Annotated in this window: 19 protein-coding genes and 7 tRNA genes; 10 read left to right on the forward strand and 16 right to left on the reverse strand. The window is 70.2% G+C overall.

Annotation, left to right across the window (positions count from 1 at the left end; translation table 11 throughout):
- Nucleotides 1–122 precede the first annotated feature (122 nt).
- A complete protein-coding gene (locus ACGFY9_RS43355) occupies nucleotides 123–851 on the forward strand; it encodes a 3'-5' exonuclease (RefSeq protein ID WP_393763787.1) in 729 nt (242 codons plus the stop codon).
- A gap of 53 nt (nucleotides 852–904) precedes the next feature.
- On the opposite strand, the gene ACGFY9_RS43360 is transcribed toward ACGFY9_RS43355, so the two are convergent.
- Together ACGFY9_RS43360 and ACGFY9_RS43365 are read right to left on the reverse strand one after the other, a co-directional pair.
- Nucleotides 905–976 (reverse strand) — tRNA-Val (locus ACGFY9_RS43360).
- A gap of 53 nt (nucleotides 977–1,029) precedes the next feature.
- The gene (locus ACGFY9_RS43365; RefSeq protein WP_393763789.1) at nucleotides 1,030–1,476 is read right to left on the reverse strand and encodes an SRPBCC family protein; all 447 of its coding nucleotides are present in this window, start codon (nucleotides 1,474–1,476) and stop codon (nucleotides 1,030–1,032) included.
- 65 nt (nucleotides 1,477–1,541) lie between these two features.
- Between ACGFY9_RS43365 and ACGFY9_RS43370 the strand changes: the two genes are divergently transcribed.
- Nucleotides 1,542–3,977 (forward strand): SCO7613 C-terminal domain-containing membrane protein, encoded by a 2,436-nt coding sequence (locus ACGFY9_RS43370; protein WP_393763791.1) that lies wholly within the window; start codon nucleotides 1,542–1,544, stop codon nucleotides 3,975–3,977.
- A 7-nt stretch (nucleotides 3,978–3,984) separates the two neighbouring features.
- On the opposite strand, the gene ACGFY9_RS43375 is transcribed toward ACGFY9_RS43370, so the two are convergent.
- The 7 genes from ACGFY9_RS43375 to ACGFY9_RS43405 all read right to left on the reverse strand — a co-directional run bounded on the left by ACGFY9_RS43375 (nucleotide 3,985) and on the right by ACGFY9_RS43405 (nucleotide 11,494).
- On the reverse strand, nucleotides 3,985–6,720 hold the full coding sequence (locus tag ACGFY9_RS43375) for a Tat pathway signal sequence domain protein (RefSeq protein ID WP_393763793.1): 2,736 nt from the start codon (nucleotides 6,718–6,720) through the stop codon (nucleotides 3,985–3,987).
- Between the two features lie 100 nt (nucleotides 6,721–6,820).
- Nucleotides 6,821–7,411, reverse strand: coding sequence for a hypothetical protein (locus ACGFY9_RS43380; RefSeq protein ID WP_393763795.1), 591 nt, complete (start codon nucleotides 7,409–7,411; stop codon nucleotides 6,821–6,823).
- A gap of 4 nt (nucleotides 7,412–7,415) precedes the next feature.
- The gene (locus ACGFY9_RS43385; protein ID WP_393763797.1) at nucleotides 7,416–8,291 is read right to left on the reverse strand and encodes a carbohydrate ABC transporter permease; all 876 of its coding nucleotides are present in this window, start codon (nucleotides 8,289–8,291) and stop codon (nucleotides 7,416–7,418) included.
- Nucleotides 8,288–9,256, reverse strand: coding sequence for a carbohydrate ABC transporter permease (locus tag ACGFY9_RS43390; RefSeq protein WP_393763798.1), 969 nt, complete (start codon nucleotides 9,254–9,256; stop codon nucleotides 8,288–8,290). Before ACGFY9_RS43390 ends, ACGFY9_RS43385 begins: the two co-directional genes overlap by 4 nt.
- Nucleotides 9,256–10,542 (reverse strand): ABC transporter substrate-binding protein, encoded by a 1,287-nt coding sequence (locus ACGFY9_RS43395; RefSeq protein WP_393763800.1) that lies wholly within the window; start codon nucleotides 10,540–10,542, stop codon nucleotides 9,256–9,258. The genes ACGFY9_RS43390 and ACGFY9_RS43395 overlap by 1 nt, the downstream gene beginning before the upstream one ends.
- A 344-nt stretch (nucleotides 10,543–10,886) precedes the next feature.
- Nucleotides 10,887–10,958 (reverse strand) — tRNA-Val (locus ACGFY9_RS43400).
- Nucleotides 10,959–11,035: 77 nt separating this feature from the next.
- Nucleotides 11,036–11,494 carry a TIGR02611 family protein gene (locus ACGFY9_RS43405; RefSeq protein WP_393763802.1) on the reverse strand — a complete coding sequence of 153 codons (459 nt, stop codon included), beginning with the start codon at nucleotides 11,492–11,494 and terminating at the stop codon, nucleotides 11,036–11,038.
- A gap of 191 nt (nucleotides 11,495–11,685) precedes the next feature.
- On the opposite strand from ACGFY9_RS43405, the gene ACGFY9_RS43410 reads away from it, so the two are divergent.
- Together ACGFY9_RS43410 and ACGFY9_RS43415 are read left to right on the forward strand one after the other, a co-directional pair.
- Entirely contained in the window at nucleotides 11,686–12,099 is a 414-nt protein-coding gene (locus tag ACGFY9_RS43410) for an SsgA family sporulation/cell division regulator (RefSeq protein WP_004002642.1), read from the forward strand.
- A 305-nt stretch (nucleotides 12,100–12,404) separates the two neighbouring features.
- A complete protein-coding gene (locus tag ACGFY9_RS43415; RefSeq protein ID WP_393763804.1) occupies nucleotides 12,405–12,965 on the forward strand; it encodes a CGNR zinc finger domain-containing protein in 561 nt (186 codons plus the stop codon).
- A gap of 83 nt (nucleotides 12,966–13,048) precedes the next feature.
- On the opposite strand, the gene ACGFY9_RS43420 is transcribed toward ACGFY9_RS43415, so the two are convergent.
- Together ACGFY9_RS43420 and ACGFY9_RS43425 are read right to left on the reverse strand one after the other, a co-directional pair.
- Complete coding sequence (locus ACGFY9_RS43420) at nucleotides 13,049–13,201, reverse strand: hypothetical protein (RefSeq protein ID WP_019059824.1); 153 nt, start codon at nucleotides 13,199–13,201, stop codon at nucleotides 13,049–13,051.
- Nucleotides 13,202–13,370: 169 nt separating this feature from the next.
- A complete protein-coding gene (locus ACGFY9_RS43425; protein WP_393763806.1) occupies nucleotides 13,371–13,820 on the reverse strand; it encodes a hypothetical protein in 450 nt (149 codons plus the stop codon).
- A gap of 325 nt (nucleotides 13,821–14,145) precedes the next feature.
- On the opposite strand from ACGFY9_RS43425, the gene ACGFY9_RS43430 reads away from it, so the two are divergent.
- On the forward strand, nucleotides 14,146–14,661 hold the full coding sequence (locus ACGFY9_RS43430; RefSeq protein ID WP_393763807.1) for a DsbA family protein: 516 nt from the start codon (nucleotides 14,146–14,148) through the stop codon (nucleotides 14,659–14,661).
- 15 nt (nucleotides 14,662–14,676) lie between these two features.
- On the opposite strand, the gene ACGFY9_RS43435 is transcribed toward ACGFY9_RS43430, so the two are convergent.
- From ACGFY9_RS43435 to ACGFY9_RS43445, 3 genes are read right to left on the reverse strand one after another with little or no spacing between them, the layout of a single operon-like run.
- Nucleotides 14,677–15,501: a GNAT family N-acetyltransferase gene (locus ACGFY9_RS43435; RefSeq protein ID WP_393763808.1), complete on the reverse strand. Its 825-nt coding sequence runs from the start codon at nucleotides 15,499–15,501 to the stop codon at nucleotides 14,677–14,679.
- 53 nt (nucleotides 15,502–15,554) lie between these two features.
- Nucleotides 15,555–16,376, reverse strand: coding sequence for an aminotransferase class IV (locus ACGFY9_RS43440; RefSeq protein WP_393763810.1), 822 nt, complete (start codon nucleotides 16,374–16,376; stop codon nucleotides 15,555–15,557).
- A complete protein-coding gene (locus ACGFY9_RS43445) occupies nucleotides 16,373–17,416 on the reverse strand; it encodes a chorismate-binding protein (protein ID WP_393763811.1) in 1,044 nt (347 codons plus the stop codon). Before ACGFY9_RS43445 ends, ACGFY9_RS43440 begins: the two co-directional genes overlap by 4 nt.
- A gap of 179 nt (nucleotides 17,417–17,595) precedes the next feature.
- Between ACGFY9_RS43445 and ACGFY9_RS43450 the strand changes: the two genes are divergently transcribed.
- The 5 genes from ACGFY9_RS43450 (at nucleotide 17,596) to ACGFY9_RS43470 (ending at nucleotide 18,051) form a co-directional block, all read left to right on the forward strand.
- Nucleotides 17,596–17,668, forward strand: a tRNA-Gly gene (locus ACGFY9_RS43450).
- Nucleotides 17,669–17,707: 39 nt separating this feature from the next.
- Nucleotides 17,708–17,781 (forward strand) — tRNA-Cys (locus ACGFY9_RS43455).
- A 1-nt stretch (nucleotide 17,782) separates the two neighbouring features.
- Nucleotides 17,783–17,854, forward strand: a tRNA-Val gene (locus tag ACGFY9_RS43460).
- A 19-nt stretch (nucleotides 17,855–17,873) separates the two neighbouring features.
- Nucleotides 17,874–17,945, forward strand: a tRNA-Val gene (locus ACGFY9_RS43465).
- A 34-nt stretch (nucleotides 17,946–17,979) separates the two neighbouring features.
- A tRNA-Val gene (locus tag ACGFY9_RS43470) sits at nucleotides 17,980–18,051 on the forward strand.
- 53 nt (nucleotides 18,052–18,104) lie between these two features.
- On the opposite strand, the gene ACGFY9_RS43475 is transcribed toward ACGFY9_RS43470, so the two are convergent.
- Nucleotides 18,105–18,404 carry a zf-TFIIB domain-containing protein gene (locus ACGFY9_RS43475; RefSeq protein ID WP_078652509.1) on the reverse strand — a complete coding sequence of 100 codons (300 nt, stop codon included), beginning with the start codon at nucleotides 18,402–18,404 and terminating at the stop codon, nucleotides 18,105–18,107.
- 80 nt (nucleotides 18,405–18,484) lie between these two features.
- The gene (locus ACGFY9_RS43480; RefSeq protein ID WP_393763812.1) at nucleotides 18,485–19,423 is read right to left on the reverse strand and encodes a phosphotransferase family protein; all 939 of its coding nucleotides are present in this window, start codon (nucleotides 19,421–19,423) and stop codon (nucleotides 18,485–18,487) included.
- Between the last annotated feature and the right edge of the window lie 237 nt (nucleotides 19,424–19,660).

The following is a 19,660-nucleotide window of genomic DNA, read 5'->3' on the forward strand; positions in this document are numbered from 1 at the left end:
AACTGCAAAGACCCGCACTCCTGTTGTGTCCTTCCGGCGTACGGCGCAAACAGCCCGGGTATCACCAAACAGGCAGAAGACGGTACGTCAGCTGCCGTGGGTGAACGAGGAGTTGTGTACGTATGACGTGCTGGTACGAGGGCCCGTTGGCCGCGTTCGACACGGAGACCACGGGCGTGGATGTGGAGACCGACCGCATCGTGTCGGCCGCCGTCGTCGTCCAGGACGCCCCCGGCACCCGCCCCCGGGCGGTCCGGTGGCTGGTGAACCCGGGGGTGCCGGTGCCCGCCGGGGCGACGGCGATCCATGGACTGACGGATGAGCATCTTCAGCGCAACGGCCGCTGGCCTGCGCCGGTGATGCGCGAGATAGCCGACGAGCTGGCCGAACAGGCCGCGATGGGACGCCCGTTGGTGGTCATGAACGCACCGTTCGACCTGACCCTGCTGGACCGCGAACTGCGCCGGCATCGCGCGTGCTCGCTGGACCAGTGGTTCGAGTCGACGCCCCTGCGGGTCCTGGACCCCCGGGTCCTCGACAAACACCTGGACCGCTACCGCAAGGGCCGCCGCACTCTCACCGACCTGTGCGCGCACTACGGCGTCGAGTTGGAGGGCGCGCACGACGCGGGCGCGGACGCGCTGGCCTCCCTGGAGGTGGTCCGCGCCCTGGGCCGCCGCTTCGCGACCCGCCTGGAACGCCTGTCCCCCGCCGAGCTGCACACCCTGCAGTCGACGTGGCACGCGGCCCAGGCACGCGGTCTCCAGGCGTGGTTCGCGCGCAGCGGCACTCCGGAGTCGGTGGACCAGTCGTGGCCACTGCGCCCGGACTTGACGGCGGAGGCCGCATAACCGCACAGGCACAACAAAAAGCCGGTCCGCTGCTGCGGACCGGCCTTTCCCGGTGGGCGATACTGGGTTCGAACCAGTGACCTCTTCGGTGTGAACGAAGCGCTCTCCCACTGAGCTAATCGCCCGGGAACGCACCGAACAATACAGGCCCCCGCCGGTTTCCTTCAAACCGCTTCCGTCAGACCGCTGCCAGGTGTGCGAGGAGCCCGCGCCGTCCGGCCCGCATCATCAGCGCGTGGTTGAGGCGGAACACCGGCCGCCCGGGTACGGCGAACCGCCTGAGCAGCGGTCGGTTCAGGTCGACCTCCTGGTCGTAGCGGGCGAGCGTGCCGGGGCCGTCGGCGGTGAGTGTCCAGCGCGCCCAGCCCACCAGGTCACCGGTCATCGCGATCTCCAGCACCCCGGCGACCGGGTCGCGCCGCACTTCGCGCGCGGTGAAGGTCAGGACGTACGGCAGGCTCGCGCGGATGCGGATGAGGCCGGTCGTGTCGTCGATCCGCTCGACCTCGCGTACCTGCGGCCACCAGCGGGGATAGTCCTCGGCCCGTTCCAGGACCGGGTACACGACGGCGGGCGGAGCGGGCAGGGACCAGCGGGCACGGAAGCGGTAACGGGTCCAGTCCATGGCGGGAGTCTGCCCGGTCCCGGGCCCGTCTCCCGGCCACCAGGCGCGTTTGAGTACGCGTACTCATGTCGTACGACGTGACGGGCACCACACTCCGAGTCATGACGCACATTCCGCCCCCGGCCGTGGAGCTGGGGATTCTGGACGCCGAGCTGCGCCAACTGGACGCGCGCCGCGCCCAGTTGCTGCACCGGCGAGCCTGGCTGCTGACCGCGCTCCAGCCGGTCCGGTCCGCGCCCGTGCTGTCGCCGCCCGCCGCACCACCCCGGCGGGAGGCCACCGCACCGAGCGTGCAGAACGTGCTGCTCCTGCTCGGCGCCACCCTGCTCACCCTCGCCGCGATCGCGTTCACGCTGGTCAGCTGGGGCAGCATGGGAATCGCCGGCCGGGCGCTGGTGCTCGGCGCGGTGACCTTGGCGGCGCTCGGCGCACCCGTCGTGCTGCTGTGCCGGGGCCTGCGCTCCACGGCCGAGTCGCTAGCGGGCCTCGGTCTCGTGCTGACGGTGCTGGACGCCTACGCGCTGCACGAGGTCGCGTTCCCGGCCGGGGACGGCGTGACGTTCGCGGCAGCGGCGGCGACGGTGCTGACGGCGGTCTGGGCGGCGTACGGCACCGGCCTCGCCGCGCTCCCGGGCCCGACCGTCACCCGCTCCGGTCCGACCACCGCACCATCCACCTCACGGCCCCTTCTCCTCCCCCTCCCCGCCGCGCTCGCGGTCGCCCAACTCCCCTTGCTTCTCTGGGCGATCGCGGTCGGCGGGGGCCCGCACACGATCACGGCCGCGCTGCTGCTGACCGCCGTGACCGACATGGTTGTCGCGCTCCGGGTCTCCCCGAAGGCCGTTCGTCTCGTCGCCGCCGGCGGCGCGTTCGGCATGGGGGGCTGGGGCGTGCTGGCAGCCGGCGTGATCTCTTTGGACGCGACCGGTCCGGGCGCCGCCGCCCGTGCGGCGGCGCTCTTCGCCCTCGCGGCGTCGGGCGCGTTCGGCGCCGCGTGGCTGGCGACCGGCCGGGGGCTGAGGACGAGTACGGCCGCGGCGGGCGGCCTGTTCCTGGTCGCCGCGCTCGGTGGCATGCTGCGTACGTCGCTGCCCGCCGACTGGACGGTTCCCGGGTATCTGGCGTGTGGGGTCGCCCTGTTGGCGCTTGTCCAGGGTCGGCTCCCCGAGCCCGTACGTCACGGTCTCGGCTGGGCCTCCGGCGCCGTACAGGCGAGCGCGGTGCTGTGGACGCTGCCGGTCGTCGGGGTCACACTGCTCGGTCCGGCCGCGTGGTTGTCGCACCCCTGGTCCGGTGTCCCGGGCGACGCCCGGAACGCGGCGGCGATGGGCGCCTTCTGGCCGGCGCATGCCACCACAACTCCCCTGGTGCTCGCGGTGGTTACGGCGGTCCTGGCCCGCACGGTCCGCAACGCCGAGTGGCAGCCCCAGGCGCGAATCGCCGCACTGACTCTGGCCTGGGCGACGGCGATCACTGTCCCGACCACACTCCAACTTCCGTACAGCGTCAGCCTGTTGACGCAGGCGCTCGCGATCATCGCCCTTCTCGCCCTCGCGCACCGCGCCGCGACACTCCTCGCCCTGCTCGCCTCCCTCAGCCTGGCAGCCCTCTCCCTGGCCACGGAGTCGGCCACGCTCGCCGTACTCGCGTCCCTGACCGCCGTGTTCGCGGTGGCCGCCCGACGCGGCCGACTCGCACCGGCGTCCGCCGCCGCCTCGATCGGGTACGCCACGGCCCTCGCCTGCGCCGTCGGCGCCGCCCTCGACTGGCAGCCGCAGCACATCGCGCTGCTGGTACTCGCCGTACCGGCGACCGCCGCACTGCTCGCCGCGCGTATCGGTGACCCGGCCACCAGGACGGCCGCCGAGATCACGGGGGCCGCCGCAGGCATGGTCGCGGTCGGTCTCGCCGGGGCCGAACTGCCCATGCTCGCCCTGGTGTTGGCCCTGTGCGGAGTGATCGCGGCCGGCACGGCGCTACGGCCCGAGCGCAGGAACCTCGGCTACGCGGCCGTCGCCCTGTTCGTCGTCGCCACCTGGGTGCGGCTGTCCGCGTGGGACGTCGGCAGCCCCGAGGCGTACACGCTGCCGGTGACCGTCCCGGCGCTGCTGGTGGGCGCGTTGCGCAGGCGCCGCGACCCGACCGCCTCGTCCTGGACGGCGTACGGCTCCGGGCTCGCCGCCACGCTCGCGCCGAGCCTCCTCGCGGCCTGGGCCGACGCGCACTGGACGCGCCCGCTGCTGCTGGGCACGGCCGCACTGCTGGTCACACTGATCGGCGCGCGGCACCGCCTCCAGGCGCCGCTCCTCCTCGGCGGCGCCACCCTCGTGCTGGACACGCTGCACGAACTCGCCCCGTACCTCGCCCAGGCCGTCGGCGCCCTGCCCCGCTGGGCACCTCCCGCCCTCGCCGGAGCCCTGCTGCTCGCACTCGGCGCGACGTACGAGCAGCGGATCCGGGACGCCCGGCGGGTGCGGGAGGTGCTGGGAAGGATGAACTAGACCTGTGCTAGGGCATCTTGTCGCCGAGCAGTGCCAGATTCTCGATGGCGGCGAGGCCGTACAGCGCGGTGTCGTTCGAGGACACCCACGCGGCCTCGCTGCCCGGGACGAGCGTTACCGGGCCGGTCAGCGGCTCCGTCTTCCACGGGGACGACTCCATGTAGCCGTCGGAGCCGTAGAACTTGGTCCACGCGCGCTTGGCCAGCGTCGCGTCGCCGAGCTGTACGGCGGCGTAGGCGTCGAGGCGTGAATGGCCCTGGAAGAGCAGCAGGGTGCCGAAGTTGGAGCCGTAGCGTGCCGCCTGTTCCGTCTTGGAGGCGTTGAAGTAGCGGCAGTAATCCATGTACACCTCCTTGAACTTGGGCATGTCGACCAGGTGGATCAGCTCCGCGCACAGCTCGTTGAGGCCGAAGACGGCCGAGAGGTGCGAGACGGAGACCACGGGCGCTGAGGCGACGGCGAACTTGCCGGTGTCGAGGTCGTACAGCCCGCTGCCCTGCACGAATCCGTTGGGCTGGGCGGCGATTGTCTCCATCGTCGACAGGACACGAGCCTTGGCCTTCTCCCACTTGGGTCCCCGGCGCTCCCACTCGGTCAGCCACGCCGACACCAACCCGCTCCAGTCCGTGCCGAATCCGATCGACAGGGCGTGCCGGTCCGGGGTGTACGGCGCGGTGCGGATCTTGCGGATCGGGTCGAGGACGAGGAACGTCTCGTCGGAATCGACGTTGGCGGCCATGAGGTCGCCGACACGTTCGTCGGCGGTGAGGAAGTAGTAGTAGCGCCGGTAGGTGGTGTTGGCGATGCGCTGCTGCTTGGCGCTGTCGGCGTAGTGCTGGACGCCGTGCCGGGTGCCCAACCCGGCCCACTGGCCGAGGTGGTAGACGTCGACCTCGCCGGTGTGCCGGGTGAGCGCCTCGGCGAAGCGGAAGATGTCCGAGCGGCCCGAGCGGATGTACGCGAACCAGAGCCAGATGTCCGGCGACAGCTCGGAGTTGTCCCAGGCGTAGCCGCCGATGTCGTACCGCCACTGGTGGCGCACGGTGTCGTACGAGTGCATGAAGTCGCCGTAGTCCCAGAAGCCGTACCAACGGCGTTGCGCCACCTGGTCCTTGTAGTAGGTGAAGAGGAAGTCGAGGTGGTCCTCGATCTTCGTCTTGGCGGTGGTGGAGCGGTCGGGCTCGGAGTAGAGGCCGGGGCCGAAGACCTTGGACTTGATCAACTGCTGTGGTGGGGCGGCGAGTTGGGGCAACACCCTGAGGGCGTCCACCTGTTGGGCGAGGGTCTCGGGTGTGGGCGTCGACTCGTTGGCCCAGAAGAGGAGTTCGGAGGTACGGGCGATGCCGTACGGGGTGCCGAACTCGGGCTCGTAGTCCTCGTAGGTGATCTCCAGGCCTTCGAGCTGCTTGGCGTACGTGTCCTGGCCCATGCCGTCGTGGTAGAAGCGCAGGTCCATCGGCTGGGCCTCGGGCGACCAGAGCCAGAGGGTGACCTCCGCCTCGTCGGTGTGGGCGTCGCGGATGTCGAGCTGCGCGGGGAACTTCTCCCAGAAGTCCCGCAGCCCGAAGGAGAATCCGCCGCTCGCCCCGCCGACGTACCCGAACCCGGAGGCGTGTCCGCCACCGCCGGCGGGGATCCAGCCGTAGCCCTTCGTGGTGCGCTTGCGCAGGGTGAAGCCGTCGGCGGAGAGCTGGGAGAGGGTGTAGTCGCCCCACTTGGGGATGTACTGGAGGCGGCTCGTGACGCGTTGGTCCCAGGTGGACGGATCGGCCAGCTTCCGGCCCGCGTACTGGGCCGCCTGGACGGTCGCGCCCGGGTCGCGGCGCAGGCCGGTGATGCCTTGAACTGCCTCCCGCAGCAGGCCGGTTCCTTCGCCGCCGATGCGGATGTGGCGGTCGTAGGCCGCGTCCCTCATCGGCACAGTGAAGCGAACCCCCAGGCCGCGAATGAAGTCGCCGCTGGCCTTGCCCGGTTCCACCGTGCCGTCGTAGGTGATCGTGTGCACCATGCGGAAGGAGTCGGCGCCCGCGTAGAAGTAGAGCCGGATCGAGAACGGCAGCCAACTCCGGCCGCCCTTGCGGTGTTTGCCGTCGATGCGGACGACGGCACGGACCGGCCCGTCCTGCTCGACGGTGACCTCGCCAATCACCCCGTCGAAGCGTTCGGTCTTCACCGCGCCCTGGTCCTCGTCCTCGATCTCGGGCTGCCGGATGAGGACGAGACGGCCGTTCTTGGCGATCTCCGTGCCGCCCCGGGTGACCGACTTGATGAGGGTGGAGCCGTTCTTGCCGATCTTCGCGGTGATGACCCCGGTCGACACGTCGATGGTGCCGCCGCTCTTGTCGACGGTGACCTTCTTGTCGGGGGCGGCCGTGTCCCCGGCTGTGAGGGTGAGCTTGCCGGAGCCCGAACTCACCGCGTGGGCCGTCCACTTGAGCGATCCGTCCGGCCAGTAGGCGATCGGCCAGGACTGCACCGGCACGGCCGTACCCTCGGCGTCCGTCAGCGCGAAGGTCTGGTCCTCCTGGTAGGTGCCCATCGGCCACGGCACACCGACCGTCGAACCGGGCGCGGCGCCGAGACCGCCGTCCTCCAGCCAGTCGAGGGTCACCGGGTCGCCGTCGGCCGCGGCGGCTCTGGGCGCGGCCTGGGCGTCCTTCGCTCCTAGCGCCCAGCTGAACTGCGCGGCGGCTCCGGCGACGGCGGCCGCCTTGAGCAGGGACCTGCGGGGAAGGGGAGACATGGCTTTCCTTTCCGTGCGGGAAGCGTTCGTCATGTGCGAATGGTCAGGGGCATGACAGATAGAGGTACGGCGCTCCGAACAGACGCGCGGACCTCGCTCGTCAGCGGTGCCGGTACCGCTCCTCGACGGCGACGGCCGCCGCGGCCACGGCCCCCAGCACGGGGACCGCCAACGGTGCGATGAGCAGGGCGGAACAGCCGACGAGGACCAGCCCGCCGACGAGCAGGAAGGAACCGGCAGGGTCGAGGACCGTACGACGGCCGGCTTCGGCGAGGAGCGCCCGCCAGGTGTCCCCCGGCGCCCACACCGCCGCCGCGCGCATCCCGGCGACGACGATCCCGAGCAGCGCGAACACCCCGACAGCGCCGACGAGTTGCCCACCGGGCAGCCCGGCACGCACGGCCTGGACGTCCACCCGTACGGCGGCCACCACGCCCCACCCGGCAACCCCGACGACCCACCCGCCGCGCACCGCCACCCGGAAGTCCGCGACGAACTCCCGCCAGCCGCCGCCCACATGACCCGTACGACGCCTCAAGTGCCGGGCCCCGGCGGCGAACGCGGCGGGATACGTGACAACTCCCGCCGACGCGACGGCGATCCACACCCCGGTGAGCAGACATTCGGCGAACACCCCGAACCGCTCGGCGAAGACCGACTCCCTGCGTGCCTTCACGCGTGCTTCGGCCACCGTCTCAGCCCTTCAGTCCGGAGGTCGCCATACCGTCGATCAGGTACCGCTGGAAGGCGAGGAAGAACAGCAGCACCGGCAGCAGCGCGACGAGGGACACCGCGATCATGCCGCCGTAGTTCGCGGCCACGCCGTCGGAGTCGCGGAACATCATCAGGCCCAGTGAAACCGTGTATTTCCCGGGCTCGTTGAGGTAGATCAGCGGGCCCATGAAGTCGTTCCAGGCGTTGATGAAGGTGAAGATCGCGCTGGTGATGAGCGCGGGCCGGCACAGTGGCAGCACGATCGACCAGTAGATGCGCAGGTGCCCGCAGCCGTCGAGCCGGGCGGCCTCGTCCAGTTCCTTCGGCAGGTTCCGCATGAACTGCACCATGAGGAAGACGAAGAAGGCCTCCGTCGCCAGGTACTTGCCGAGCAGCAACGGGACGTAGGTGTTGACCAGTTCGAGCTTCTGGAACATCACGTACTGCGGGATCAGCAGCACGTGGTACGGCAGCAGGAGCGTGCCGATCATCAGCGAGAAGAGCAGGTTGCGGCCGGCGAACCGGATACGGGCGAAGGCGTAGGCCGTCAGGGAGCAGGAGATGAGGATGCCGACGACCGAACCGAGGGCGTAGAAGAGGGAGTTCTGGAAGAAGGTCCAGATCGAGATGTCGGCGATGCCCTTGGCCAGGCCCTTGAAGTTGGCGAGGATCGGGTGCCCGGGGAAGAGCTGCAGGCTGTTGATGACGTCCTTGCTCGGCTTGAACGAGGCGCCGATGACCCAGACGACCGGGTAGAGGACGACGGCGAGGACGGCCAGCGCCCCGACGTGCCAGACGAGCGAGCCGGTGCGCTTGCGCCCAAGCCCCGGGGATTTCGAGACGGTGCCGGCACTCATCGGACGTCCTCCTCGTAGTGCACCCACTTCTTCTGCGACCAGAAGAGGACGGCCGTCACGAGCGCCACGGCGAGCAGCAGCATCCACGCCATCGCGGACGCGAAGCCCATCTGGGCGTTCTTGAAGCCCTGTTGGTAGAGGTAACAGGTGTAGACGAGCGTGGCGTCGGCCGGTCCGCACTGCGAGTTGGAGACGACGTACGCGGAGCCGAAGATCTGAAAGGAGTGGATGGTCTCCAGCAGCACGTTGAAGAACAGGACCGGGGAGATCATCGGCAGGGTGATGTTCCAGAACCGGCGGAAGGGGCCGGCCCCGTCCATCGCGGCGGCTTCGTACAGCTCCCTCGGGACCTGCTTGAGCCCGGCGAGGAAGATGACCATCGGTGCGCCGAACTGCCAGACGGTGAGCGCGACCAGGGAGTAGAGGATCCAGTCGGGGTCGCCGACCCAGCCGCCGACATGGGAGCCGAACAACGACTGCGTACGGTCCACCACGGCGCCGTCGGAGAAGAGCGTCCGCCAGACGAAGCCGATCGAGACGCTCGCGCCGATGAGCGAGGGGGCGTAGAAGGCCGCCCGGTAGAGGGCCTGGCCGCGGCGGCTCTGGGCGAGCAGCATGGCCACGCCGAGGGCGAGGAGCAGTTTCAGCGGGGTGCCGATGACAACGTATTTCGCCGTCACCTCGACCGACTTCTGCCACCGGGGGTCGTCGAACATTCGGGTGAAGTTGTCGAAGCCGATCCACTTGGGGCTGTTGAAGAGGTTGTAGTCGGTGAACGCGAAGTAGAGGGAGGCGACCATGGGGCCCGCGGTCAGCAGCAGGAAGCCGGCGATCCACGGGGACATGAAGAGGTAGCCGGCGAGGTTCTCGCGGCGCCCCCGCCGCTTCAGGTCGGCGGGGGCTGCTGAGCGGGTCGGCCGGGCGTCGGGCGGAGCGTCCTTGACGAGCGTCACGGCGGTTCCCATCAGGCGGAGAAGGCGGCCTGCGCCTCGGAGAAGAACTGCTTCACCGCGTCGCCGACCTTGGTCTTGCCCAGCGCCATGTCCCCGCCGATGCGCAGGAAGGCGGACTCGGCGGTGTCGGCGCCGGACGGGTGCGGGGTGATCGTCCCGAGGACACCGGCCTTGGCGGTGTCCACCTCGTACTGGGCGATCTCCTTCTGGACCGTGTCGGTCGGCTTGAACGCGTCGTACTGGTCGGTGGTCGCGAGGATGCCCCGGTCGTAGCCCATGATCTTGCCGACCGCGGGGTCGTGGACCATGAAGTCGATGAACTGGGCCACCTCCTTCGGGTGTTTGGTGCGCGCGGAGCCGCTGAGCATCAGGGACGCGAGGTACTGGCCGGTGTCCTTGCCGTCGGTGGTGGGGATCGGCGCGAGGCCGTAGTCGCTGGTGCCCTCCGCCGTGTAGCGGACGGTGAAGTTGTCCCAGGTGAATTCCGAGGCGCCGTGTCCGGCCGAGAGCGAGGACTTGGGGGTGTCCTGGGCGACGACCTTCGGGGAGGTGACGATCCCGGCCTTCACCCGGCCGTATCCGTCCGTCCACCACTCCATCAGATCCGACTCCTCGAAACCGAGTCCGTCCTTGGTGAAGAACGCCTTGCCGTTCTGCCGGAGGTAGAGGTCGTACAGGTACATGATGCTGAAGTAGCCCGTGTCCCCCGGGACTTCGGTCTTGTCGTGGATCGTCTTGAGGGCCTTGAAGTACTCGTCCCAGGTCCAGCCCGCCGTGGGGTCGATGCCCGCCTTCGCGTAGACCTTCTTGTCGATGACCAGCGCCATGGTGTTCGAACCGACCGGAACACCGAGCTGTTTGCCGTCGACCTCGCCGACTTTCACGACACCCGCGCGGAAGTGATCCAGGCTCAGATTCCCCGCGTCGATCTGTGGCCTGAGATCGAGCAGGATGCCTCTCTTGTCGTACTTCCGAAGAAATCCCACAGCGTTCTGGAATACGTCCGGTGGATTTCCGCCCGCGGCCTGCGTCTGGAACTTCTCCCAGAAAGAGGGATAGTCCTGGAAGTCCGTCTTCACCTTGATCTTCGGATACTTCTTCTCGAAGAGCGCGATGGACTGGTTGATCTTTTTCGCCCGCTCCTCGGCACCCCACCACGAGTAACGGATCGTCACATTCCCGTCCGCGGACGTGCCGTCGTTCCCGCCGCACCCCGTCGCCGCCAGCCCCAGCGTGACCGCCGAGACCCCGCCGGCCTTCAGGACCGTACGCCTCTCCACATTCGTGCCGGTTCCCATGATGGGCCCTCCCCGTAGCGTCGTTGCCACCTGCATGAATCGTTTCAAGTAAGCGCTTGCTGGCACAAGGTACGGAGACCCTCGGGGTGCGTCAATGATTCGGACAGGATTTTCTTGTGGACCGGCCGAGTGCTACGACGGCGCCGCCGGGCGCGTTGCCGGAGCGACGGGACGGACACCGCAGGTGAGGAGCGTGTGGCCGGTCGGCCGAACAGCAAGCGGCCCGCCGTGCCCGAACGCCGGGCGGCCGAAAAACGCCTGCGCGGTGGAGAGTTGACGGCGCGGTCCGGTGACTGAACGACGACGGCCCACCTGTGTGATCACAGGCGGGCCGTCGGTCCGGGTGGGCGATACTGGGTTCGAACCAGTGACCTCTTCGGTGTGAACGAAGCGCTCTCCCACTGAGCTAATCGCCCGGGCGCACGGAGAACATTACCCCATGTCAGCGGGTGCCCCGACCAGCACCGGAAGGCCTCCGGAGACCGTCAGCGGGTCACTGGTCCTTGATCTTCCAGGGCATCACGACGCCGAACTTCCAGACGTAGATGCCGACAAGGGCGACCACGATGACCAGGCCGATCGAGGTCAGGACGATGTTGCGGCGGCGTACGGCGGGGTCGAGCGCGCGCTGCGCCGCCTCGGTCACCTTGCGCTTCGTCCAGCGGAGCACCAGCTGGGCCCAGACGAACTCGGTCGCCCAGATCGCCATGCCGCCGAAGATCACGACCCAGCCGGGTCCCGGCAGCGGCAGCATGATGACGCCTGCGACGACGACCGCGAGGCCGATGACGAAGACGCCGACCTGCCAGCTCAGATGCAGCGCGCGGCGTGCCTTGATGAATTCCGGCGCCTTGGAACCGAGCCCGTCCCGCGCCCCGTCCGCCCGCGTCTCGTCGGCAGCCCCGTCCGACGTCACGACAACCTCACCCGGCTCGTCACTCCCCGTATTCATACGGACAAACCCTACCCGAGGGAAACCAGTCACCGGAATGGCCGCACCGCGCGATCGAGCCCTCGGCCGGAAGAGTTACGTAAAGGCACGCAAAACACTCAGAGGGGTTTACAACGGCACCGTAGGTGGCATGTCGATTTCGCCGACGTGCGAATCCCCGAGCGCACACTGAGCGAAAGGCCCTGGCGCTTATGAACACCACGGTCAGCTGCGAGCTGCACCTGCGCCTCGTTGTGTCGAGCGAGTCATCCCTGCCTGTCCCCGCAGGCCTGCGGTACGACACGGCCGACCCCTACGCCGTGCACGCCACCTTCCACACCGGAGCCGAGGAGACCGTCGAGTGGGTGTTCGCCCGCGACCTTCTCGCGGAGGGCCTCCACCGGCCCACCGGCACCGGCGACGTCCGAGTCTGGCCATCCCGTAGTCACGGTCAGGGCGTCGTCTGCATCGCGCTGAGCTCTCCCGAGGGCGAAGCCCTGCTGGAGGCTCCCGCGCGGGCTCTGGAGTCCTTCCTGAAGCGGACGGACGCCGCCGTGCCACCTGGCACGGAGCACCGGCACTTCGACCTGGATCAGGAGCTGTCGCACATCCTGGCGGAGAGCTAGAGCGAGGTCCCGACCAAGCCGCCCGGCGCCGTCCGAACTCGGGGAGACGGCTCGGGCACAGACAACCGCATAGGGCACACACCGGCGCCGTCGCCGCGATTCGTCGCGGGGGCGGCGCCGGTGCGCGTGCCGACCCGGGCCCCGGCGACTCCCCCGCGGTCCGTCGTCCGGGGGCCCTCCGCGGCCCGGGGAACCGCGACGGGCGCGGTGCCGTTCATAGAGACATGGGGCCGCCCTCCGGGAAGCCACTACCATCGGCCAGCATCGGCGGGCGCCCGCCCGACCCCCAGGCCAGGGAGCGAAACGTGCTGATCACCCACGACACCCGGTGCGCCCTCGACACCGTGGTCGATCTGGTGAACACCGCACCGGAGGACGCCGCGACGCCGGACGGACTGCAGGATGTCGCGCTGCTCGCGGATTTCGTACGAAACCACGAGATCAGCGATGTCGGGGTGCTGTCGGAGTTCGACCTCTCCGCCGTGCGCAAGATCCGCGGCCGGTTCACCGCGGTCTTCTCGGCCCCGGACCCACGGACCGCCGCCGGGCTGATCAACGACCTGGTCGCCGCCGCGGGCACCACACCCCGGCTCACGGACCACGACGGCTACGACTGGCATGTGCACTACTTCGCGCCGGGCGCCTCGGTCGCCGACCATCTCGCCGCGGACTGCGGGATGGCACTCGCCTACTTCGTGGTGGCCGGCGAGCAGGAGCGGCTGCGCCGCTGCGAGGCCCCGGACTGCCGGCGCGCCTTCGTCGACCTCTCCCGGAACCGCTCCCGCAGGTACTGCGACAGCCGGACCTGCGGGAACAGGCTGCACGTGGCCGCGTACCGGGCGCGGCGCAAGGAAGCGACGGGCTGACGCCCGGCCCCGCGCGGCCCGGCACGAAGGAATCGATGAGTTCGTGGCCCCCGGCGGGTGACGTCGGGGACCACGAGTACGGCTCACAGCATCAGCAGGTCGTGCAGCGAGGCCATGAGCAGCAGACACCCGATCACCGCTAGGAAGATCATCAGCGGTGGCTGGGAAAGGGCGAAAAGGCACCCGCGCGGCTCGTCCTTCGGCGGCGCGGCGTCGCTCTGTGTCGTGTCCAGCATCTCGCGGCGATGATGACGCAGCCGAGGCCCCTGGCGCGATCAACACGCCCGCTATGAGAGGGAGTTCGCCGAATTCCGTGATGTCCGTTTCGAGTCGCGACGACTCCTGAACGCTTACCGGCGGACCTGGCTCGCTCTGTGTCGTTTCAGGCGCGGTCCCGTCCGACCGTCATATGCCGTGCTTCTTCAGGATGGCCTCGATGTCGCTGAAGTCGTCCCCGCTCTGCGCGCGGGGCGCGGCCGCGGGCCGGTTCGCCGGGCGCTTGGCCGGACCGAGGGAGGGGGCGGAGGCCGCCGGAGCCACCGCGTCCGGCTGGGCCGAGGCCCGGGCCGCCTTGCGTTCCTTGCGGGTGCCGCCACCGCCACGACGGCGCTCCACGGCACGCGTGCCCATGAAGAGCAGCCAGGCGCCGCCCAGCACGACGAAACCCGCCCAGGCCGTAGGACTGAACGCGGTGTCGGCCACCCAGCCGACGACCCCGGTCATCACCAGGCCGACCGGCACCAGCGAATAGGCGGCGATACGGGCGGCGGAGAGAAAACGCTTGCGATACGCCGTGACCGCCGCGATGCCCAGGCCGGCCGCGGAGACGGCGGAACAGACGGTCTCGGCAATCATCCGGTCCTCCAGGCATCGTTCGGTCTGCAGATCTCGGTCGCGCCCGGTCCGGCCGGGCACGCTCCCGTCACGCGGGTGCGAGTCGGGCACGTTCAGTCCACACGAGCGCCGGTCGGGCACGTTCGGGTCGGGCAGCGTGCGGTCGGTCGGGCAGCGTGCACTTCGTCCCTTCCATCCTGCACCGTCCGGTCCCCGCGAGGCCATGCCCCGGTAGGACATCAGGGACATCTCCGGGTCGCATCCTCCCCAGGTGCCGGTCGACGTCGTACGAGTGCGGCCCGTGGTCCCGGTTGGGCGGCGCGGCCGGGGCTGGGAGACTGGGCCCATGAGTGACCTCCCCTCCGTGCGCACCCCCGTCCTCGACGTCTGGTGCGAGCTCCAGTGCCCGGACTGCGACACCGCCCTGGACGATGTACGCGCCCTGCGGGCCCGCTACGGCGACCGGCTGGAGGTGCGGCTGCGGCACTTCCCGCTGGAGAAGCACAAGCACGCGTTCGCCGCCGCGCAGGCCGCCGAGGAGGCCGTGGAACAGGGGCGGGGCTGGGACTACGTCGAGGCCGTGCTCGGCCGGGTCGCGGAGCTGGACCGTGAGGGAGAACCCTTCCTGGTCGAGGTGGCCGGTGAACTCGGTCTGGACGCCGAGGAGTTCGACACCGCCCTGATCGACGGCCGGCACATCCTGATCGTCGACGCCGACCAGGCCGAGGGCAAGGCCATCGGCGTCACCGGCACCCCGACGTACGTCATCGGCGGCGAGTTCCTCGACGGCGGCAAGAGCCAGGACGGGCTCCGCGCCCGCATCGAGGAGATCGCCGACCGGTTGCTCGCCGGGGGCGAGTGAGCCTCGGACCGAGCCTCAGAGCAGGCCCTTGTACAGGTGGTAGGTGACCGTCTCGTAGCCGAGTGACTCGTAGAGCCGCTCGGCCGGGGTGTTGCCCGAGAAGACGTTCAGCCGGATCGCCGGCAGACCGGTCGCGATGCCCTGCGCCTCGGCCAGGAGCATCAGGGTGCGGCCGTGGCCCCTGCCCCGATGGCGTGCGTCGGCCTCGACCTTGTAGACGAAGGCCTTGCCGTCACGGGGACCCGTCCAGAGCGTGCCGACCGCGGTCCCCTCATGCTCCAGGACACTGAAGACCATGTTCGCGGTGTCCACTCCGTGGGGCAGCAGGGTGGCGTTGCCCCGCAGCGCCTTGGTCCGGGCCTCCGACTCGGGCACCCCGCGCTCGGTCCAGCTCTGGATGAAGGACTCCGTGTCGAGCTCCTGCCAGGGACCGAACTCCTCCTGGGTCATCGGCCGCCCCCGGCTCCCCGCGGGCAGTTCGGGCGCGGTGTCGCCGAGCAGCTTCTCCATGTGGCGGTTGCGGACGACGTAGCCGAGGTTGGTCGCCATCCTGAGCGCCACCTCCGCCTCCGCGGGCACGGATGCCTCGATCCGCTCGCAGCCCCAGCCCCGCGCCACCTCCTCGGCGGCGAGCGCGGCCACGGTGCCCCGGCCGCGTCGGCCGTCCTGCTCCTCGATACGCAGGTCCAGGATCTGGGCCACCGAGTCGCCGAAGAACGGACTCGTGCCGAGGTGTATCGAGCCGACGGGACGGCTGTTCACACACACCTGGTAGCGACGTGAACGCGTCCCGTCGGCCTCGCGCTGAAGCGGCTCGGTCGGCCGCAGGGTCGTGGTCATCAATGGTGTTCTACCCGGCCTGGAGCCCCAGGTCAGCGGAATATATTCAGCATTTACGGATCAAGGTCGTCGCCCGACCGCTCGTCGAACACGCGCATGGCCTTGGCTGTCACCGGCCCCGCCACACCCGGGAGTTGACGCTCGTCGACCAGGTGGACGGCCTGAACGTCCCGCAGCGACGACGTGAGGAAGACCTCGTCGGCGCGTTCCAGGACGTCCAGTGGCAGGTCGGTCTCCTTGGCGCCGGTCCATTCGACGGTCAGGGCGCGGGTGATGCCGGCGAGACAGCCGGAGGTGACCGGCGGGGTGTGGAGCTCGCCGTCCAGGACGACGAAGACGTTCGACCCCGTGCCCTCGCAGAGTTGGCCGACCGTGTTGGCGAACAGGGCCTCGGAGGCGCCGTGTTGGTGGGCGCGGGCGAGGGCGACGACGTTCTCGGCGTAGGAAGTCGTCTTGAGGCCGGCGAGGGCGCCGCGTTCGTTGCGGGTCCAGGGGACCGTGACGGCGGCCGTGGAGTCGGGGCGGCGGCTCGCCTCGCCGAGGGCGATCACGAGGGTCGGGCCGTGCTCGCCACGGTCGGAGCCGAGGGGGCCGTGGCCTCCGGTGTACGTGATGCGGAGCCGGCCGAACGGCATCGGGTTGGCGTCGAGGACGGCCGCGCAGCCGCGCCGGACCTCGTCCAGGTCGGGGTCGGGCAGCCCGAGGCCGCGCGCGGAACGGGTCAGCCGGTCGAGATGGCGGGTCAGCGCGAACGTCTTGCCGTCCGTCGCCTTCACCGTCTCGAAAATGCCGTCGCCCACGGTCAGTCCGTGGTCGAAGACGGAGACACGGGCGGACTCGATGTCCTGGAGCCCGCCGTCGAGCCAGATCTTCATGAAAGAGCCTCTCCGCTCACCTCGTACGCTCCCGACGCTATCGCGAGCAGCCGTGACGCCTTCAGCTCGGTCTCCCGCCACTCCCCCTCGGGGTCCGAGCCCCAGGTGATGCCCGCGCCGGTGCCGAAGCACAGCATGCCGTCCGCGCGGTCGATCCAGAACGTGCGGATGCCGACGGCCAGTTCGCCGGTCCCCCGGTCCGCGTCGACCCAGCCGATGCCCCCGCAGTAGGGGCCGCGGGGCGCGGTCTCCAGGGCGTCGATGATGCGCAGGGCACTCGACTTGGGCGCGCCGGTGACACTCCCGGGCGGAAAGGCGGCGGCCAGCAGCTCCGGCCAACCGGCAGCGGCGGGCAGCTCTCCTCGTACCGTCGACACGAGGTGGACCAGCCCCGGATGCTTCTCCACGACGCACAGGTCGGGGACGGTCACGGTCCCCGTGGCGCACACGCGTCCGAGGTCGTTGCGGACCAGGTCCACGATCATCACGTTCTCGGCGTAGTCCTTCTGCAGCAGGTCCGGCTCCGTCCGCCCAGTGCCCTTGATCGGACCGGACTCGACGACCCGCCCGGTGCGGCGCAGGAACAGTTCGGGTGACGCGGTGGATATCTCGACACCGTGCCCGGGCAGCCGGATCGTTCCTGCGTACGGCGCCGGGTTCCCGCGTGCGAGCAGGGCGGTGAGGGCGTCCACGTCCGCGTCGGCAGCGACCGGTGCGGACAGGACGCGGCACAGGTTCGCCTGGTAGACCTCGCCGGCCGCGATGTGGTCCCGGATGCGGCGGACGCCGGCGGTGTAGGCGGCGCGGTCGAGGGAGGAGGTCCAGGCCTCGGTCGCGGGGCCGTGCCAGGCTCCGGGGACGGGTGCCGGGACCGGTTCGTGCCGTACGTCGCGGAAGCGCGCGCAGGTCAGACGGCCCTCGAAGTCGGCCGCGACCGCCCAGAAGCCGGTGGAGTCCAGGGCCGCGGGATCGCTGGTGACATCGAGGAGACCGGTGGCGACACGGCCGCCGAAACGGGCGAGAGGGGTGAGGCGGGACACGCCGTCGAGTCTATGGCGGGTGTCTCACGGGTTGCCCGGCCATGTCACCGCGGGTGCCCCGACCATGTGTTCCCGTAGTCGCAGGCCAGCACGCTGCACAAACGCGTTTTTGTGCTGGCCCCGGAATCCGCTAGAGTTCAACTCGTCGCCGCGACGCGCAAGCCGAGCGGAAACGACAAGCGGACGTAGCTCAGTTGGTAGAGCGCAACCTTGCCAAGGTTGAGGTCGCCAGTTCGAACCTGGTCGTCCGCTCGCAGGAAGTGGGGGATCTTCCCGAACCCCTACGCTCCTGGTGGAGTGGCCGAGAGGCGAGGCAACGGCCTGCAAAGCCGTCTACACGGGTTCAAATCCCGTCTCCACCTCCAAGGACGATTAGCTCAGCGGGAGAGCGCTTCCCTGACACGGAAGAGGTCACTGGTTCAATCCCAGTATCGTCCACTGGTCCGCAAGGATCCCCGCGCGATTAGCTCAGCGGGAGAGCGCTTCCCTGACACGGAAGAGGTCACTGGTTCAATCCCAGTATCGCGCACGCACCGCCCACGATCCCCGGATCGTGGTCCCGAGGACGATTAGCTCAGCGGGAGAGCGCTTCCCTGACACGGAAGAGGTCACTGGTTCAATCCCAGTATCGTCCACACACCGAAGCCCCCCGGCGCTCACCGCGTCCGGGGGCTTCTCCGTGTGCCGGTCAGCTGGAGAACAGCATGTGGCCGAAGCTCTTGTGCCGGTGGTGGCCGCCGTGACCGCCGTAGTGGCCACCGCCGTGACCGCCGCCGTGCGGGGCGCCCCAGGCGGGCGCGGACGGGGCGGGGTAGGCCTGCGGGCCCGGGGGCGGCGGGGCGGGCTGCTGCCACTGCGACTCCACGCGGGTCAGCGCCTCCAGCTCGCCGTAGTCGAGGAAGATCCCCCGGCAGTTGCTGCACTGCTCGATCTGGACACCGTTGCGGTTGTACGTGTGCATCGGCGCATGGCACTTCGGACACTGCATGCTCGGCTCAACTCCTCGCCCGTCGGTACATCTTGGTGTTTCCCCAGGACAGACTCCGTCCGACCCCGGTCGGTTGCACCCTACTTCGCGGATCCGGGCGCCAACTCGGCCGGTACGGAACCCATTCGGTCACACGCGTCCACGACCGCCCGCTCCACCTCGTCGAGCGGCCGGTCCGCGGCGACCGCCTTGACGATGGCCAGGGCGGCGGTCTGCACGGTGAGGGTGCGGGCCGGGACGTCCAGGGCGGGCCAGGGGTCACCGGTGCTGGGGACCGCGGGGCCGCCCGCCGCGCGGTACGCGGCGAGGAAGCGGGACCACTCGTCGGGTGGGAGCAGGCCGCAGGCGTACCAGGCTGCGGGGCGGGCGAGGTCCCAGGCGGGGACTCCTACGCCCAGGTCGTCGACGTCGATCAGGAGCCACGGGCCGTCGGGGGCCGGGTGGCGGACGAGTTGGCCGAGGTGAAGGTCGCCGTGGCAGAGGGTGGTGGTGTCGGGCTGGAGGGCCTCCGCGCGGGCCCAGGAGGGGAGTCGCGTCCAGGCACGCAGGACGGGGGCGGCTGCGGGGTGGGGGCCGGCCTCGCGGAGCCTGGTGATCGCTCGGACCGCCTTGAGGGGGCCTCGCATGGGTGGGAGCGGGGTGGGGGCCGGGGTGCGGTGGAGGTGGGCGAGGAGGGTGGCCGCCGCTTCCCAGGGGGCCGCGTCCGGGTCGTCCGGGTCCACGGGGATGCCGTACGGCCAGCACGTCACCAGGCGGTCGTGCAGGTGGAGGGGGGTGGGGTCGAGTGGGGGCAGGAGGATGCCGGGGAGTCGTGCGGCCGTGGTGAGGCGGGCGGTGAGGTCGGCGGGGTCCGTGTGCGGTGCGTGGGCCTTCGCGACCGTGTCTTCGTGGCGGACGACTGTGCCGTCGGGGCGGTCAGTGAGGGTGGTGGTCGCTCCGCAGGGGCAGGGGGCCGTGCGCGCGTGGGCCGTGGTCCTGGCTCGGGCGGTGAGGTCGGGGAGCAAGGGGGTGGCGGTCACGGGGCATCCTGGGGGGCGGGCGACGGGTCTCGTCGTGAGCGTACGGGGTGGTGCGGGGGTGGGGTTCTACGGCGGGTTCGGGTGGCCTGTGCGGGTGGGTGGGCCGAGGGGTTTTCGCCCCCGCCGCCCCTACCCGTCCCATCCTCCAGGGGCTGCCGCCCCTTCGACCCCGCCTGGGGCTGCGCCCCCCACCCCCCAACGCCACGAACCCCAACCGCCGAAAACACACCCCCGCCG

Source organism: Streptomyces sp. NPDC048504, from assembly GCF_043200035.1.
In the GTDB taxonomy this organism is placed as follows: Bacteria; Actinomycetota; Actinomycetes; order Streptomycetales; family Streptomycetaceae; genus Streptomyces.